The organism is Pseudomonas serboccidentalis (genome assembly GCF_028830055.1).
Taxonomy (GTDB): Bacteria; Pseudomonadota; Gammaproteobacteria; order Pseudomonadales; family Pseudomonadaceae; genus Aquipseudomonas; species Aquipseudomonas serboccidentalis.
The window spans coordinates 1200300-1216166 of the sequence record NZ_CP101655.1 but is presented as its reverse complement, the minus strand read 5'-3'; the positions used below and the strand labels follow the sequence as shown (position 1 = coordinate 1216166).

At 61.1% G+C, this 15867-nt stretch carries 13 protein-coding genes; 8 read left to right on the top strand and 5 right to left on the bottom strand.

Features of this window, described 5'->3' with window-relative positions; genetic code table 11:
- Nucleotides 1–127: 127 nt before the first annotated feature.
- Together hemB and ppk1 are read left to right on the top strand one after the other, a co-directional pair.
- Entirely contained in the window at nucleotides 128–1141 is a 1014-nt protein-coding gene (gene hemB / locus NN484_RS05585) for a porphobilinogen synthase (RefSeq protein ID WP_215500589.1), read from the top strand.
- A gap of 18 nt (nucleotides 1142–1159) precedes the next feature.
- Nucleotides 1160–3385, top strand: a complete 2226-nt coding sequence (gene ppk1, locus NN484_RS05580; RefSeq protein WP_127648027.1) for a polyphosphate kinase 1 — start codon at nucleotides 1160–1162, stop codon at nucleotides 3383–3385.
- Nucleotides 3386–3525: 140 nt separating this feature from the next.
- Here ppk1 and ppx read toward each other — a convergent pair whose 3' ends face one another.
- The 5 genes from ppx to NN484_RS05555 all read right to left on the bottom strand — a co-directional run bounded on the left by ppx (nucleotide 3526) and on the right by NN484_RS05555 (nucleotide 8083).
- Entirely contained in the window at nucleotides 3526–5028 is a 1503-nt protein-coding gene (gene ppx, locus NN484_RS05575; RefSeq protein WP_274658701.1) for an exopolyphosphatase, read from the bottom strand.
- A gap of 207 nt (nucleotides 5029–5235) precedes the next feature.
- Complete coding sequence (locus tag NN484_RS05570) at nucleotides 5236–5973, bottom strand: amino acid ABC transporter ATP-binding protein (protein WP_095137640.1); 738 nt, start codon at nucleotides 5971–5973, stop codon at nucleotides 5236–5238.
- On the bottom strand, nucleotides 5960–6610 hold the full coding sequence (locus tag NN484_RS05565; RefSeq protein ID WP_041072041.1) for an amino acid ABC transporter permease: 651 nt from the start codon (nucleotides 6608–6610) through the stop codon (nucleotides 5960–5962). The genes NN484_RS05570 and NN484_RS05565 overlap by 14 nt, the downstream gene beginning before the upstream one ends.
- Nucleotides 6607–7275, bottom strand: coding sequence for an amino acid ABC transporter permease (locus NN484_RS05560; protein ID WP_127648025.1), 669 nt, complete (start codon nucleotides 7273–7275; stop codon nucleotides 6607–6609). Before NN484_RS05560 ends, NN484_RS05565 begins: the two co-directional genes overlap by 4 nt.
- A gap of 22 nt (nucleotides 7276–7297) precedes the next feature.
- Complete coding sequence (locus NN484_RS05555) at nucleotides 7298–8083, bottom strand: transporter substrate-binding domain-containing protein (RefSeq protein WP_064589752.1); 786 nt, start codon at nucleotides 8081–8083, stop codon at nucleotides 7298–7300.
- A 256-nt stretch (nucleotides 8084–8339) separates the two neighbouring features.
- On the opposite strand from NN484_RS05555, the gene NN484_RS05550 reads away from it, so the two are divergent.
- From NN484_RS05550 to NN484_RS05525, 6 genes are all read left to right on the top strand, one after another.
- On the top strand, nucleotides 8340–9047 hold the full coding sequence (locus NN484_RS05550; protein ID WP_215500591.1) for a FadR/GntR family transcriptional regulator: 708 nt from the start codon (nucleotides 8340–8342) through the stop codon (nucleotides 9045–9047).
- 120 nt (nucleotides 9048–9167) lie between these two features.
- A complete protein-coding gene (gene trxA / locus NN484_RS05545; RefSeq protein ID WP_003177349.1) occupies nucleotides 9168–9497 on the top strand; it encodes a thioredoxin TrxA in 330 nt (109 codons plus the stop codon).
- A gap of 247 nt (nucleotides 9498–9744) precedes the next feature.
- Entirely contained in the window at nucleotides 9745–11004 is a 1260-nt protein-coding gene (rho, locus tag NN484_RS05540; protein WP_003229334.1) for a transcription termination factor Rho, read from the top strand.
- Nucleotides 11005–11201: 197 nt separating this feature from the next.
- Nucleotides 11202–13202 (top strand): acyltransferase family protein, encoded by a 2001-nt coding sequence (locus tag NN484_RS05535; RefSeq protein ID WP_215500592.1) that lies wholly within the window; start codon nucleotides 11202–11204, stop codon nucleotides 13200–13202.
- Between the two features lie 69 nt (nucleotides 13203–13271).
- A complete protein-coding gene (gene ubiD, locus NN484_RS05530; protein ID WP_003229330.1) occupies nucleotides 13272–14738 on the top strand; it encodes a 4-hydroxy-3-polyprenylbenzoate decarboxylase in 1467 nt (488 codons plus the stop codon).
- Complete coding sequence (locus tag NN484_RS05525; RefSeq protein ID WP_127648020.1) at nucleotides 14738–15706, top strand: CDP-6-deoxy-delta-3,4-glucoseen reductase; 969 nt, start codon at nucleotides 14738–14740, stop codon at nucleotides 15704–15706. The genes ubiD and NN484_RS05525 overlap by 1 nt, the downstream gene beginning before the upstream one ends.
- Nucleotides 15707–15867: the final 161 nt, after the last annotated feature.

The following is a 15867-nucleotide window of genomic DNA, read 5'->3' as shown; positions in this document are numbered from 1 at the left end:
ACATTTCCTACAAGGACAATGGATTGCGACGACCTGTCACAGGGGTGCACATAACTGTAATACGACCGTCATAATGGCCGCTTATAACTGTCACGCTCGCCCGTTTGCGCGGGCTCAGGAGTCTGCCGTGAGCTTTACCCCTGCCAACCGTTTGTTCCCCGCCACCCGTTTGCGCCGCAATCGCCGCGATGATTTTTCGCGTCGGCTGGTACGGGAAAATGTGCTGACGGTCGATGACCTGATCCTGCCGGTGTTCGTGCTCGACGGTGAAAACCGTCGCGAAGCCGTGGCCTCGATGCCCGGTGTCGAGCGTCTGACCATCGATCTGCTACTCGAAGAAGCGGCGAAATGGGTCGATCTGGGCATCCCGGCGCTGGCCCTGTTCCCGGTGACTCCTTTAGAACTCAAATCCCTCGATGCCGCCGAAGCGTGGAATCCTGAAGGCATTGCCCAGCGCGCCACCCGTGCGCTGCGCGAGCGTTTTCCGGAGCTTGGCGTGATCACCGATGTCGCGCTTGATCCGTTCACCACCCACGGGCAGGACGGCATTCTCGACGAAGAAGGCTACGTGCAGAACGACATCACCGTCGACGCACTGGTCAAACAGGCGCTGTCCCATGCCGAAGCCGGCGCTCAGGTCGTGGCACCGTCGGACATGATGGACGGTCGCATTCAGGCGATCCGTGAAGCGCTGGAGATTGCCGGTCACGTCAATGTGCGGATCATGGCCTACTCGGCCAAGTACGCCAGCGCCTATTATGGGCCGTTCCGCGATGCGGTGGGGTCGGCGGCGAATCTGGGCAAGGCCAACAAGGCCTCCTATCAGATGGACCCGGCCAACAGCGACGAAGCGCTGCACGAAGTCGGTGCGGACTTGTCTGAAGGCGCGGACATGGTCATGGTCAAACCCGGCATGCCGTACCTGGACATTCTTTTGCGGGTAAAAGATGCCTTCAAAGTGCCGACCTTCGTCTATCAGGTTAGCGGCGAATACGCCATGCACATGGCGGCGATCCAGAATGGCTGGTTGAGCGAGGCGGTGATTCTCGAATCACTGACCGCCTTTAAACGTGCCGGCGCTGATGGCATCCTGACTTACTTTGCTGTCCGTGCCGCTCAATTGTTACGAGAGCAGAAATAGCCCTCCCAGGAACATTCGATGAATACCGAAGGACTCACAGAAGTTGCAGTAAAAGAAGCTCAGCCGGTGGTGGAACAAATCACCGAAACCCCGCCGGAACTGGAGCCTGCGCCACCCGCGCCGGTTGTCGAAGCCGCCGCGGCGGCCCCGGTGATCGCGATTCCCGGCCTGGATGACAGCAGTCTGTACATCCACCGCGAGCTCTCGCAACTGCAATTCAACATCCGCGTGCTGGAACAGGCGCTGGACGAGTCCTATCCGTTGCTGGAAAGGCTGAAGTTCCTGCTGATCTTCTCCAGCAACCTCGACGAATTCTTCGAAATCCGCGTCGCCGGCCTGAAGAAACAGATCACCTTCGCCCGGGAACAGGCCGGTGCCGACGGGCTGCAGCCGCATCAGGCGCTGGCGCGGATCAGCGAACTGGTGCACGGTCACGTTGACCGCCAGTACGCGATCCTCAACGACATCCTGTTGCCGGAGCTGGAAAAGCATCAGGTGCGCTTCATCCGTCGCCGTTACTGGACGACCAAACTCAAGACCTGGGTGCGCCGCTATTTCCGCGACGAAATCGCACCGATCATCACCCCGATCGGCCTCGACCCAACGCACCCGTTCCCGTTGCTGGTGAACAAGAGCCTGAACTTCATCGTCGAACTCGAAGGCATCGACGCCTTCGGTCGCGACTCCGGTCTGGCGATCATCCCCGCACCGCGTCTGCTGCCACGGATCATCAAGGTCCCGGAAGAAGTCGGCGGCCCGGGCGACAACTATGTGTTCCTGTCGTCGATGATCCACGCCCACGCCGACGACCTGTTCCAGGGCATGAAGGTCAAGGGCTGCTACCAGTTCCGCCTGACCCGAAACGCCGACCTGTCGCTCGATTCCGAAGACGTCGAAGACCTTGCGCGCGCCCTGCGTGGCGAGCTGTTCTCGCGTCGCTATGGTGATGCGGTGCGTCTGGAAGTCGCCGACACCTGCCCGAAACACCTGTCGGACTACCTGCTCAAGCAGTTCAACCTGAGCGAGAGCGAGCTGTATCAGGTCAACGGCCCGGTCAACCTGACCCGTCTGTTCAGCATCACCGGTCTGGACAGCCATCCGGAGCTGCAATACACGCCGTTCACCCCGCAGATCCCGAAACTGCTGCAGAACAGCGAGAACATTTTCAGCGTCGTCAGCAAGCAGGACATCCTGTTGCTGCACCCGTTCGAGTCGTTCACCCCGGTGGTCGACCTGTTGCGTCAGGCGGCGAAAGACCCGCATGTTCTGGCGGTGCGCCAGACCCTGTACCGCTCCGGCGCCAACTCCGAGATCGTCGATGCGCTGGTGGACGCCGCACGTAACGGCAAGGAAGTGACCGCGGTCATCGAGCTGCGTGCACGCTTCGACGAAGAGTCCAACCTGCAACTGGCCAGCCGCCTGCAAGCGGCCGGTGCGGTGGTGATTTACGGCGTGGTCGGCTTCAAGACTCACGCCAAGATGATGTTGATCCTGCGTCGCGAGGCCGGCGAGATTGTGCGTTACGCACACCTCGGCACCGGTAACTACCACGCCGCCAATGCTCGTCTGTACACCGACTACAGCCTGCTGACCTCCGACGACGCCTTGTGCGAAGACGTCGGCAAACTGTTCAGCCAGTTGATCGGCATGGGTAAAACCCTGCGCATGAAGAAGCTGCTGCATGCGCCATTCACCCTGAAGAAGGGCATGCTCGACATGATTGCCCGGGAAACCCAGTTCGCCCTCGACGGCAAACCGGCGCACATCATCGCCAAGTTCAACTCGCTGACCGATCCGAAGATCATCCGCGCGCTGTACAAGGCCAGCCAGTCTGGCGTGCGCATCGATCTGGTGGTGCGTGGCATGTGCTGCCTGCGTCCGGGGATTGCCGGGGTTTCGCACAACATCCACGTGCGCTCGATCATCGGCCGCTTCCTGGAGCACACCCGGGTGTTCTACTTCCTCAACGGCGGCGAGGAGCAGATGTTCCTTTCCAGCGCCGACTGGATGGAGCGCAACCTCGACAAGCGCGTCGAGACTTGCTTCCCGGTGGAGGGCAAGAAGCTGCTGACCCGCGTCAAGAAAGAGCTGGAGCTGTACCTGACCGACAACACCCACAGCTGGAGCCTGCAGTCGGATGGCCGTTACATCCGCAACACACCAACCGGCAACCAGAACCCGCGCAGCGCGCAGGCGACGTTGCTGGAACGTCTGGGCAGCCCGATTCTGCCGGTGAGCAGCTAAGCCTCAAGCGCAATAAAAAAGGCGATCCCTCGGGATCGCCTTTTTGTATCTGTCATTTACCAACCTGTAGGAGCTGCCGAAGGCTGCGATCTTTTGATCTTTAAAAGATCGCAGCCTGCGGCAGCTCCTACAGGGGACTGTCAGTGCACGGTGAGGACGATACCAACCCGTGTCAGCCACTCGGCTTCAAGACCGAAATCCGCCTGAGTCAGCTGGTTTTCATCCAGCCAGTGCTCCGGGAATTCCACGTCGAGGTTGTTGCCCTTGGCGTGCAGCACCACTTGCGGCATCGCCTGGGTGCCACGGATGTGGTGGAACAGGATCGCGAAGCGCAGCAGCACGCACAGGCGGATCAGCTTGTTGCCGTCGTCACCGAACTCGGCGAACTTGTCCTTGGGGATGTTGCGGCGGTGGCCGCGCACCAGCAGGGCGAGCATCTGCTGGTCTTCGCGGGAGAACCCGGCGAGGTCCGAGTGTTCGATCAGGTAAGCGCCATGCTTGTGGTAGTGGTAGTGCGCGATGTCGAGCCCGACTTCGTGCACTTTCGCCGCCCAGCCCAGCAGTTCGCGCCAGATACCGTCATCCAGTTCCCAGTCGGCCGCGACCTGATCGAAGGCGTGCAGCGCCTTGCGCTCGACCCGCGCCGCTTGTTCCAGGTCGACGTGATAACGCTCCATCAGCGAGGTCAGGGTGCGTTCGCGTACGTCTTCGTGGTGATGACGGCCGAGCAGGTCATAAAGCACGCCTTCACGCAGCGCGCCTTCGCAGTGATCCATGCGTTGCAGTTCGAGGGCGTCGAAGATCGCTTCGAGAATCGCCAGGCCCGCCGGGAAAATCGCTCGACGGTCAGGCTTGATGCCTTCGAAGTCGATCTTGTCGACGTCACCGAGCTTGAACAGGCGACGCTTGAGCCACGCCAGGCCTTCGGCGTTGACTTCGCCGGTGCCATGCCCGCCGGCCTTCAGCGCCAGGCCGATGGCACGGATGGTGCCCGAGGAGCCGATGGCTTCATCCCAGGTCAGGCGGTGCAGGGCGTGCTCGATGCTCATGATCTCCAGCCGCGCCGCCGTGTAGGCCTGGGCGTAGCGGGCCGGGGTGATCTTGCCGTCCTTGAAATAGCGCTGGGTGAAGCTGACGCAGCCCATTTGCAGGCTTTCGCGCAACAGCGGCTCGAAGCGCTGGCCAATGATGAATTCGGTACTGCCGCCGCCGATGTCGGCCACCAGACGCTTGCCCGGGGTGTCGGCGAGGGTGTGCGAAACGCCCAGGTAGATCAGGCGCGCCTCTTCACGGCCGGAGATGACTTCCACCGGGTGGCCGAGGATTTCTTCGGCGCGGTGGATGAATTCCAGACGATTGCGCGCTTCGCGCAGGGCGTTGGTGCCGACGATCCGCACGGCGCCCAGTGGCATGCCGTTGATCAGTTGGGCGAAGCGCTTGAGGCAATCAAGCCCGCGCTGCATGGATTCTTCGTTGAGATGGCGCTCATCGTCGATGCCGGCGGCGAGCTGAACCTTCTCTCCGAGGCGTTCCAGAATACGGATTTCACCGTTCTGGGCCTTGGCCACGACCATGTGGAAGCTGTTGGAGCCCAGGTCGATTGCGGCGATCAGGGACAGATTCTTGGCTTTGGATTGCGGCATGGTCAGGGGGTCTCGGTCGATAACCCCGACATCGTGCCACGATCAAACGCTGACGCCAACGCGCACAACTCAAACCCTTGATCCTGTGCATAAAGTCTTGGGACTGCGGCGCGACCATTCGCGAGCAAGCTCGCTCCCACAGGTGAACGCATTCCAATGTGGGAGCGAGCTTGCTCGCGAAGAGGTCACCACTGGCCCAGAGATTTTTCAGGCTGTCGCTTCAACCGTACCAATGAAGTTCGCCAATTCCGCCGTCTGCGGATTGGCAAACAGCACCTTCGGATCGCCCACCTCATGCACCTTGCCGTGGTGCATGAACACCAGTTTGTCGCCGACCTCCCGGGCGAAGCGCATCTCATGGGTGACCATGATCAGCGTCATGCCTTCCTTGGCCAATTGGCGCACCACGGCCAGCACTTCGTTGACCAGTTCCGGGTCCAGCGCCGAGGTGATCTCGTCGCACAGCAACACTTTCGGCGACATCGCCAACGCCCGGGCAATCGCCACGCGTTGCTGCTGGCCGCCGGAGAGGCGATCCGGGAACGCATCGAATTTCTCCCCCAGGCCCACGCGTTCGAGCATCTTGCGCGCCAGTTCGGCAGCCTTGGCCTTCGGCACCTTCTGCACCACTTGCGGGGCGAGCATCACGTTTTCGCCCACCGTCAGGTGCGGGAACAGGTTGAACTGCTGGAACACCATGCCGACTTTCTGCCGCAGACTGCGCAGGTCGGCGCGGGCAGCGTCGAGGTATTCGCCGTCGACTTCGATCACCCCGTCGTTGATCGACTCCAGGCCGTTGAGGGTGCGCAGCAGGGTCGATTTGCCCGAGCCGCTGCGGCCGATGATCGCCACCACCTGGCCTTCTTCGACGCTCAGGTCGATGCCTTTGAGCACGTGGTGATCGCCGTAGTATTTATGCAGGGCGGAAATTCTAAGCAGAGGCATGCAGTCTCCTTTCCAGGTAGCGCGCACTGAGCGACAAGGGGTAGCAAAGCAGGAAGTAGCCGAGGGCGACGAGGCCGTAGACCATGAACGGTTCGAAGGTGGCGTTGGCGAGCATGCCGCCGGTCTTGGTCAGCTCGGTGAAGCCGATGATCGACGTCACGGCGGTGCCTTTGACCACTTGCACCGAGAAGCCCACGGTCGGCGCCACGGCAATCCGCAGCGCTTGTGGCAGGATCACGTAGCGCAGTTGCTCCAGCGGATTCAGCGCCAGGCTTGAAGAGGCTTCCCACTGACCGTGAGGAATCGCTTCGACGCAACCGCGCCAGATCTCCGCCAGATAAGCGCTGGTAAACAGCGTCAGGGCAATCGCCGCCGCCATCCACGGCGAGATTTCGATCCCGGCCAGCGCCACACCGAAGAACACCAGAAACAGCTGCATCAGCAGCGGTGTGCCCTGGAACAGCTCGATCCAGGTGCGGGCGATGTTGCTCGGCAAGGGATTTTTCGAGATGCGCATGACCAGAATCAGCAGCCCGACGATCCCGCCACCAATGAAGGCCACCAGCGACAGCGCCAGCGTCCATTGCAGGCCGGTGAGCAGGTTGCGCAGGATGTCCCAGAAGGTGAAGTCGCTCATCGGCTGTTCCTCGCGATATAGCGGCGACCGACCCAGTTCAGCAATTGCCGGATCAGCAGCGCCATGCACAGGTAGATCAGCGTGGTCAGCGCATAGGTTTCAAAGGCACGGAAGTTGCGCGACTGAATGAAGTTGGCGGCGAAGCTCAGCTCCTCGGTGGCGATCTGCGAACACACCGCCGACCCGAGCATGACGATGATGATCTGGCTGCTCAGGGCCGGCCAGACCTTGCCCAGCGCCGGCAGCAGCACCACATGGCGGAACGCTTCGAACCGGCTCATCGCCAGCGCGGCCGCCGCTTCCAGTTGTCCGCGCGGGATCGCCTGGATGCCGGCGCGGATGATCTCGGTCGAATACGCCCCCAGGTTGATCACCATCGCCAGCACCGCCGCCTGCCATTCGGAAATCTGCACTCCGAGCGAGGGCAGGCCGAAGAAGATGAAGAACAGTTGCACCAGAAACGGCGTGTTGCGGATCAACTCGACGTAGACGCCGAAGATTGCCGAGAACGGGCGGATGTTCCACGCCCGTACCAGCGCGCCGACGATGCCTACGCCGACCCCGAACAATGCGCCAATGGCCGTCAGTTCCAGGGTGAACAAGGCGCCGCGCAGCAACAGGTCGGTGTTTTGCACCACCGGCATGAAATCGAACTGATAAGCCATCGATTGTCTCCCGCGCGACCGATCAGAGATCGGCCGGCAGCGGCTCTTTAAGCCAGGTCTGCGAGTTTTTCTCCAGCGCGCCGTCAGCCTTGGCGGTGGCGAGGATCTCGTTGACCTTACCCAGCAGCGCCGGCTCGTTCTTGTTCACGCCGACATAGACTGGTGAATCCTTGAGCTTCACTTTCAGCGCCGGCACGCGTTTCGGGTTCTTCTCGCTGATTGCGACCATTACCACGTTGCCGCTGGCGATGAGGTCGACCTGGCCTGCGAGGTAGGCCGCGATGGTCGAGTTGTTGTCTTCGAAGCGCTTGATGGTCACGCCTTCGGGGGCGACCTTGGTCAGCTCAATGTCTTCGATGGCGCCACGGGTGACGCTGATGGTTTTGCCCTTGAGGTCGTCGAGCGTGGCGATCGCCGCATCCGGCGGGCCGAACACGGCGAGGTAGAACGGCGCGTAGGCGTGGGAAAAGTCGATGACTTTCTCGCGCTCCGGGTTCTTGCCGAGGCTGGAGATCACCAGATCGACCTTGCCGGTGGTGAGAAACGGGATGCGGTTGGTGCTGTTGACCGGGGTCAGTTCGAGTTTGACCTTGAGCTGTTCGGCCAGCAGTTTCGCCGTGTCAATGTCCAGCCCACGGGGTTTCATGTCCGGGCCGACCGAGCCGAACGGCGGGAAGTCCTGGGGCACGGCGACTTTCAGCGTGCCGCGTTTGACCACGTCGTCCAGACCGTCGGCGTGAGCCGGGATCTGGCTGAGCAACAGGCTGGAAAACAGAGCGGCGAGGAGGGCTCGGTAACGCAGGGTCATGGCAAATCTCCGGATCGGCGGGAAGTGATTTCTGCAAGCGGACAGAGCACGGGCCATGCCAACATCGCGCCAAATGCCCCGCAAGCCGCGGATTCTGCGTGTTCGTTCGGTCTTACTGGTCTGAACAGTCAGGTTGTTTTTCGCACCCCGATAGCGCATTGCGGCAGGACGCCGAACCCCGCTGGGGCACGACTTGCCGGATCCGGCGAATAGCTTTACAACTAGCCGCACCTTGGCCTGGCTCGTCTGAAAAACCATGAACTCGATCTCTCGCGCCGTACCTGAAGTGGCGCTGCAAGCGATTCGCAAACTGATCACCGAGCAGGGTTTCGGTGCGGGCGATGCGTTGCCCTCGCAACGGGATCTGGCCGTGCAGTTGGGGGTCAGTCGGGCGTCGTTGCGTGAGGCGCTGTCGTCGCTCAGTGCGCTGGGCGTGGTCAGCATCCAGCCGGGCAAAGGGGTGTTCGTGCAGGCTCCTGTGGAGATTGCGCACGGTGAAAATGCGCCGGGCTGGCCGTTTGCGGCGCAGGCCTCGCCGCTGGACATCTTTCAGCTGCGCTATGCCCTGGAAGGGTTTGCGGCCGGTTTGGCGGCAGTCACCTTGAGCACGTTCGATCTGGATGCGCTGGAGGACAACGTCGCGGCGATGCGCGAGCAGTTGAAGGCCGGCGATTTCGAGGCGGCGGCGAAACTCGACTTCGAATTCCACCGGCGCATTCTGCTGGCCAGCGGCAATCAGGCGATGCTCAGCATCCTCACCGCCAGCGCCGAGATCTTTCTGGAAAGCCAGAAGCTACCGTTCATCCGCGCCGAACGGGCGATGGAAACCTGGCAGGAACACCGCAAGATCCTCCGTGCCCTGGCCCGCCGGGCGTCCGCCGCCGCCCAGAAAGCCATGCAGGAGCACGTGCGCAACGCGGCACTGCGTACCGGGATCGCCTTCATCGCCCCCGCCACGGCGTGACTTGAGCTATACCCAGACTCATGGGCCGCCATAGCAAGACTCAATCAACTGCGGCTTCCTGAACAAGGGAAGGGCGGATATGATGGGCCACGTTTTTTTGCTTACAACCTGGAGAATTCCATGAGCAGCGATCTGATCAAACACGTTAGCGACGCCAGCTTCGAAGCCGACGTACTCAAGGCCGAAGGCGCTGTACTGGTCGACTACTGGGCTGAATGGTGCGGCCCTTGCAAAATGATCGCTCCGGTTCTGGACGAGATTGCCGAGACCTACAAAGGCAAGCTGACCATTGCCAAACTGAACATCGACGAGAACCAGGAAACTCCGGCCAAGCACGGCGTGCGTGGTATCCCGACGCTGATGCTGTTCAAGAACGGCAACGTTGAAGCGACCAAAGTCGGCGCCCTGTCGAAGTCGCAACTGGCGGCTTTCCTCGACGCCAACATCTAAGCGTCGCTGTAAAACGCCGAAAAAAAGCCTCGCAAATTGCGGGGCTTTTTGCGTATTCAGGGCTAGACGCTCCGAAACTCAGGTGGTACATTCGGCCCCGCACTGGTTTCTCCACTGCCCCCTGCTAGCCGTCGCCGACGCACTCCTTTTCGAACAAGTTCGCGATCCTGTCGCCTTCTCCGCGGCGCGGCCTCATTAAGCCAAAAGCTTAATTTCCCCCCTCCATAAATGATTACGTCATTCCTATATGAATCTGACTGAACTCAAGCAAAAGCCGATTACCGAACTGCTCGAATTGGCCGAACAGATGGGCATAGAAAATATGGCCCGTTCGCGCAAGCAGGACGTGATTTTCTCCCTGCTGAAAAAGCACGCGAAAAGCGGCGAGGAAATCTCCGGTGATGGCGTGCTGGAGATTCTCCAGGACGGCTTCGGCTTCCTGCGCTCCGCTGACGCTTCCTACCTCGCCGGCCCGGACGATATCTACGTCTCGCCGAGCCAGATCCGCCGTTTCAACTTGCGCACCGGTGACACCATCGTTGGCAAGATCCGACCGCCGAAGGAAGGCGAGCGTTACTTCGCCCTGCTCAAGGTCGACACGATCAACTTCGATCGTCCGGAGAACGCGAAGAACAAGATTCTCTTCGAGAACCTGACACCGCTGTTCCCAACCGTGCGCATGAAGATGGAAGCCGGTAACGGTTCCACCGAAGACTTGACCGGTCGTGTGATCGACCTGTGCGCACCGATCGGCAAAGGCCAGCGTGGTCTGATCGTTGCACCGCCGAAAGCCGGTAAAACGATCATGCTGCAGAACATCGCCGCGAACATCGCCCGTAACAACCCTGAAGTTCACCTGATCGTGCTGTTGATCGACGAACGTCCGGAAGAAGTGACCGAAATGCAGCGCACCGTGCGCGGCGAAGTGGTTGCCTCGACTTTCGACGAGCCGCCGACCCGCCACGTGCAGGTTGCCGAAATGGTGATCGAGAAGGCCAAGCGCCTGGTCGAACACAAGAAGGACGTGGTGATCCTGCTCGACTCCATCACCCGTCTGGCCCGTGCCTACAACACTGTGATCCCGAGCTCCGGCAAGGTGCTGACCGGTGGTGTCGATGCTCACGCCCTGGAGAAGCCGAAGCGTTTCTTCGGCGCCGCGCGCAACATCGAAGAAGGCGGCTCGCTGACCATTATCGCCACCGCGCTGGTTGAAACCGGCTCGAAGATGGACGAAGTGATCTACGAAGAGTTCAAGGGTACCGGCAACATGGAACTGCCTCTGGATCGCAAGATCGCCGAGAAGCGCGTGTTCCCGGCCATCAACATCAACCGTTCCGGCACCCGCCGCGAAGAGTTGCTGACCGCCGACGACGAACTGCAGCGCATGTGGATTCTGCGCAAGCTGCTGCACCCGATGGACGAAGTGGCGGCCATCGAGTTCCTGGTCGACAAGCTGAAAACGACCAAGACCAACGACGAGTTCTTCCTGTCGATGAAGCGCAAGTAACATCGCCGGTTGAACCGACAAAAATGGCGTCCCTCGCGGGGCGCCATTTTTTTGTCTGAATTTTGTCCGGATTATGGGAGGTTCGTGATCTGGTAAGGTCTGTGCCTGGGCAAAACAACAAGCAACATGGGTGAGCGTCTCTGCGTCAGAGGCTCGGCCTGTATAAAAACAACCACCTGATTGGCATTAAAGATTTTATGAGCACACTCGCTTATCGAAGGGATATCGACGGCCTGCGCGCAGTCGCAGTGATCGCCGTGGTGCTGTTCCACTTTGGCGTTCCGGGGTTTACCGGCGGTTTTGTCGGCGTGGACGTGTTCTTCGTGATCTCCGGCTACCTCATCACCTCGATCATCTGGAACCAGCGTCAGGCGGGGCGTTTCAGTTTCGTCGAGTTCTGGGCGCGGCGTGCGCGGCGGATTCTGCCGGCACTGTTTGCGATGATCATCGCGGTACTGGCGGTGGGCTGGTTCCTGCTGGCACCCAAGGATTATGAAGAGCTGGGGCGCTCGGTGCGCTATCAGGTGACGTTCGTCTCGAACATCCTGTTCATGCGCCAGGACGGCTACTTCGACGTCGCCTCGGACCTCAAACCGCTGCTGCACACCTGGTCGCTGGCAGTGGAGGAACAGTTCTACATCGTTTTCCCGCTGCTGCTGACGTTGCTCTCGAGCCGGTTGAAACACTGGCGGCTGACGCTGTTCGGCGTGCTGCTGGTGTCGTTCGGGCTGAGTGTGTGGGCGATCAATCATCACCCGGAAAAAGCCTTCTTCCTGCTGCCAATGCGCGCCTGGGAGTTGCTGGCCGGCGCCATGCTGGCGATTGCGCCGAAACACGCCTGGCGCTTGAAACCGCTGGCCGCCCAGGCCTTGAGCCTGCTGGGCATGGGGCTGATTCTGCTGGCGGTATTCGTCTACGACAAGTCGACGCCGTTCCCGGGGGCCACCGCGTTGTTGCCGGTGCTGGGCGTGGTGCTGTTGATTCTGGCCAACGGTCATCGTGAAACCGTGATTGGTCAATTGTTGAGCAGCCGGGTGATGGTCGGCCTCGGTCTGATTTCCTATTCCTGGTACCTATGGCACTGGCCGGTGTTCGTGTTTTCCAGCTACGCCAGTGTCGATGAGCCGGGCGCGCTCGACACGGCTGGCTTGATCCTGCTGACGCTGGTGCTCGGTTATCTGTCGTGGAAATTCATCGAAACCCCGTTCCGTGAGCGGCGTTTGCTGGCCGGGCGTCGTCAGGTATTGCTGGCAGGTTTTTGCGGCATTCTGGTGCTCGGTCTGGCCGGGCAATCCCTGCGCTGGACCGATGGCCTGCCATGGCGCCTGTCCGAGCAGGCACTGCAATACGCCAAGGGCCGCGAGTGGCGGCCGGAGCTGATGGCGTGTCTGGCGGACGACAAGACCCCGGACGACAAGCTGTTCTGCCATTACGGCGTGACGGATCTGCCGACCCGGGCGATGGTCTGGGGTGACAGTCACGCCACCGCGCTGATCCCGGTGTTCGATGACGGTGCCAGAGCCCATGGCGTCAGTGTGATCCTGGCCAGCTCTCCCGGCTGTATTCCGGTCGATGGACTGGAGCATGACGGTGTTTGTGCGCGCTTCAACAAGCGGGTCGAGCAGGGGTTGAAGGCGCAATCCGTCAGCGATGTGGTGCTGGTCGCGCGTTGGAGCCTGTACCTGTACGGCGACGCCAAAGGCGATCTGGGTCACGTCTTGAGAACACCTGATGGCCGTTACGACCGCGCCGACGCCGAACGACGTCTGGCTGAAGGCCTGCATGCCCGGGTGGTGCAATTGCGTGCCGGCGGCCATCGCGTGTGGTTGGTCAAAGAGGCGCCGTTGCAAGCCTTCAGTCCGCCGTATCGGCTGACGCGTCTGGCGATGCTCGATCGCCCGGTGGATGACGTCGGGCTGGACGTCGAGGCGCACCACAAGCGTCAGGTGTTCATCAGTCAGTTGTTCGCGCAGCTGGCGCAGGATGATCCGGCGGTGCGGGTGGTCGATCCGGCGCCGCGGCTGTGTGATGACAAGGGCCTGTGTCACGCCGAACTCGGCGGTTATTCGCTGTACACCGATGACAATCACTTGTCCGAAGTCGGTGCGCGCTTTGTCGCGCCGATCCTCGAGCCACTGTTTATCGGCCTGCAAGCCCGGGAAAACCTTGGAAAAGCGCAGACGAATGCAGCCAAGTAAGCAGCGACAGGCTGCCACAGGCCAGCATAGCAGGTAGGATGTACGCCTATTTTGAGGGTGCCATCGTCAATGAAATTCAAGGATCTTCGGGATTTCGTGCAGCAGCTTGAGCAGCGCGGAGAGTTGAAACGCATCCAGATTCCCGTCTCGCCGGTGCTGGAGATGACCGAGGTGTGCGATCGCACACTGCGGGCCAAGGGCCCGGCGCTGCTGTTCGAAAAACCGACCGGCTACGATATTCCGGTGCTCGGCAACCTGTTCGGCACTCCCGAGCGGGTGGCCATGGGCATGGGCGCCGAGTCGGTCAGCGAACTGCGCGAGATCGGCAAGCTGCTGGCCTTCCTCAAGGAGCCGGAGCCGCCGAAGGGCTTGAAGGACGCGTGGTCGAAACTGCCGATCTTCCGCAAGATCATCTCGATGGCGCCGAAAGTCGTCAAAGACGCGGTGTGCCAGGAAGTGGTCATCGAAGGCGACGATGTCGACCTGGCGATGCTGCCGGTGCAGACCTGCTGGCCCGGCGACGTCGGCCCGCTGATCACCTGGGGCCTGACCGTCACCAAAGGCCCGAACAAGGATCGCCAGAACCTCGGCATCTACCGTCAGCAAGTGATCGGCCGCAACAAGGTGATCATGCGCTGGCTCAGCCACCGTGGCGGCGCTCTCGATTTCCGCGAATGGTGCGAGAAGCACCCGGGCCAGCCGTTCCCGGTGTCTGTAGCGTTGGGCGCTGACCCGGCGACCATCCTCGGTGCCGTGACGCCAGTGCCGGACAGCCTTTCCGAATACGCTTTCGCCGGTCTGCTGCGCGGTAACCGCACCGAACTGGTCAAGTGCCGCGGCAACGACCTGCAAGTGCCAGCCACCGCCGAGATCATCCTCGAAGGCGTGATCCACCCGGGCGAGATGGCCGACGAAGGCCCGTACGGCGACCACACCGGCTACTACAACGAAGTCGACAGCTTCCCGGTGTTTACCGTCGAGCGCATCACCCACCGGATCAAACCGATCTACCACAGCACCTACACCGGCCGGCCGCCGGATGAGCCGGCGATCCTTGGCGTGGCACTGAACGAAGTGTTCGTGCCGATCCTGCAGAAGCAGTTCCCGGAGATCACCGACTTCTACCTGCCACCGGAAGGCTGCTCGTACCGCATGGCCGTGGTGACGATGAAGAAGTCGTATCCGGGGCACGCCAAGCGCGTGATGCTCGGCGTCTGGTCGTTTTTGCGACAGTTCATGTACACCAAGTTCGTTATCGTCACTGACGACGATATCAACGCCCGGGACTGGAACGACGTGATCTGGGCCATCACCACGCGCATGGACCCCAAGCGCGACACGGTGATGATCGACAACACGCCGATCGACTACCTCGACTTTGCCTCGCCGGTCTCCGGCCTGGGGTCGAAAATGGGCCTGGATGCCACCCACAAGTGGCCGGGCGAAACCACTCGCGAGTGGGGCCGCGTGATCGTCAAGGACGACGCCGTCACCCAGCGGATCGATGCCATCTGGAATCAGTTAGGAATAGATTGATGCGTGTAACCCTGCAGCCCTCCGGAGCGGTGCTTGAGATACGGCCCGGCGAGCGGATTCTCGATGGCGCGCGGCGCCTGGGCTACGACTGCCCGCAAAGCTGTCGCAACGGCAATTGCCATGTGTGTGCGGCGCTGCTGGTGGAAGGCCGGGTCGAGCAGGCCGGCAAGGTGCATGACCACGGCGAGTTCTACACTTGCATAGCCGAGCCGCTGGAAGACTGCATCCTGCTGTGGGATGGCGTGCTCGCGCTGGGAGAACTGCCGGTGCGCAGCCTGTCGTGTCAGGTCATCGAATGCCGGGATGTCGGCGGCGACACCTGGCGCGTGCGCCTGCGGGCGCCGGCCGGCAAGCCGCCGCGCTATCACGCCGGGCAGTATCTGATGATCGAGCGTGAGAACGGCGAGAAGTCGGCGTTCTCCATGGCCTCGGCGCCGCACGGCGGGCGTGATCTGGAAATCCACGTACTGGCGCGCGAAGCCAGTGCGCTGAGCCTGATCGAACAGCTGCAACGCAACGCAATGGTGCGTGTTGAGCTGCCATTTGGCGATACGCATCTGGCCGAACTGCCTGACGGACCGCTGGTACTGATTGCCGCCGGTACCGGCATGGGTCAGATACACAGCCTGATCGAGCACTGCCGCGCCACCGGCTTCAAGCATCCGGTGCATCTGTACTGGGGCGTGCGTCGTCCGGAAGACTTCTACGAAATCGAGCATTGGGATGAGTGGCTGAAGCTGCCCAATCTGTTCCTGCACAAAGTGGTCAGCGACCAGTGCGGTTGGGAAGGACGCTGCGGCATGCTGCACGAAGCGGTGTGTGAGGATTTCCCCGATCTGAAACCGCTGCACGTCTATGCCAGCGGCTCGCCGGCCATGGTCTACGGCACGCTGGACGCACTGGTCGAGGCGGGAATGGATGCTCATCAAATGCGCGCAGATGTGTTCGCTTACGCGCCGCGGTCGTAATTCTTTATAACTCTCCATATAGCCGATCGGTATTTATGTAATTGCATAAATATCGGTAGGTTATATATGCATCAGGCAATTAATTGACAACTGTGCCATGGCACTCAAATTGCCTTAAAACATATGTGCCTTATTGTTACAGCGGTGCGTTCTATAAAGTA

Bases quoted from the DNA above. Each gene is read 5' to 3' on its own strand.
- ppk1 (WP_127648027.1), top strand. From the start codon at position 1,160: ATGAATACCGAAGGACTCACAGAAGTTGCAGTAAAAGAAGCTCAGCCG.
- NN484_RS05570 (WP_095137640.1), bottom strand. From the start codon at position 5,973: ATGCCTCTGCTTAGAATTTCCGCCCTGCATAAATACTACGGCGATCAC.
- NN484_RS05555 (WP_064589752.1), bottom strand. From the start codon at position 8,083: ATGACCCTGCGTTACCGAGCCCTCCTCGCCGCTCTGTTTTCCAGCCTG.
- rho (WP_003229334.1), top strand. From the start codon at position 9,745: ATGAATCTGACTGAACTCAAGCAAAAGCCGATTACCGAACTGCTCGAA.
- NN484_RS05535 (WP_215500592.1), top strand. From the start codon at position 11,202: ATGAGCACACTCGCTTATCGAAGGGATATCGACGGCCTGCGCGCAGTC.
- NN484_RS05525 (WP_127648020.1), top strand. From the start codon at position 14,738: ATGCGTGTAACCCTGCAGCCCTCCGGAGCGGTGCTTGAGATACGGCCC.
- NN484_RS05565 (WP_041072041.1), bottom strand. From the start codon at position 6,610: ATGAGCGACTTCACCTTCTGGGACATCCTGCGCAACCTGCTCACCGGC.
- ppx (WP_274658701.1), bottom strand. From the start codon at position 5,028: ATGCCGCAATCCAAAGCCAAGAATCTGTCCCTGATCGCCGCAATCGAC.
- trxA (WP_003177349.1), top strand. From the start codon at position 9,168: ATGAGCAGCGATCTGATCAAACACGTTAGCGACGCCAGCTTCGAAGCC.
- NN484_RS05560 (WP_127648025.1), bottom strand. From the start codon at position 7,275: ATGGCTTATCAGTTCGATTTCATGCCGGTGGTGCAAAACACCGACCTG.
- NN484_RS05550 (WP_215500591.1), top strand. From the start codon at position 8,340: ATGAACTCGATCTCTCGCGCCGTACCTGAAGTGGCGCTGCAAGCGATT.
- ubiD (WP_003229330.1), top strand. From the start codon at position 13,272: ATGAAATTCAAGGATCTTCGGGATTTCGTGCAGCAGCTTGAGCAGCGC.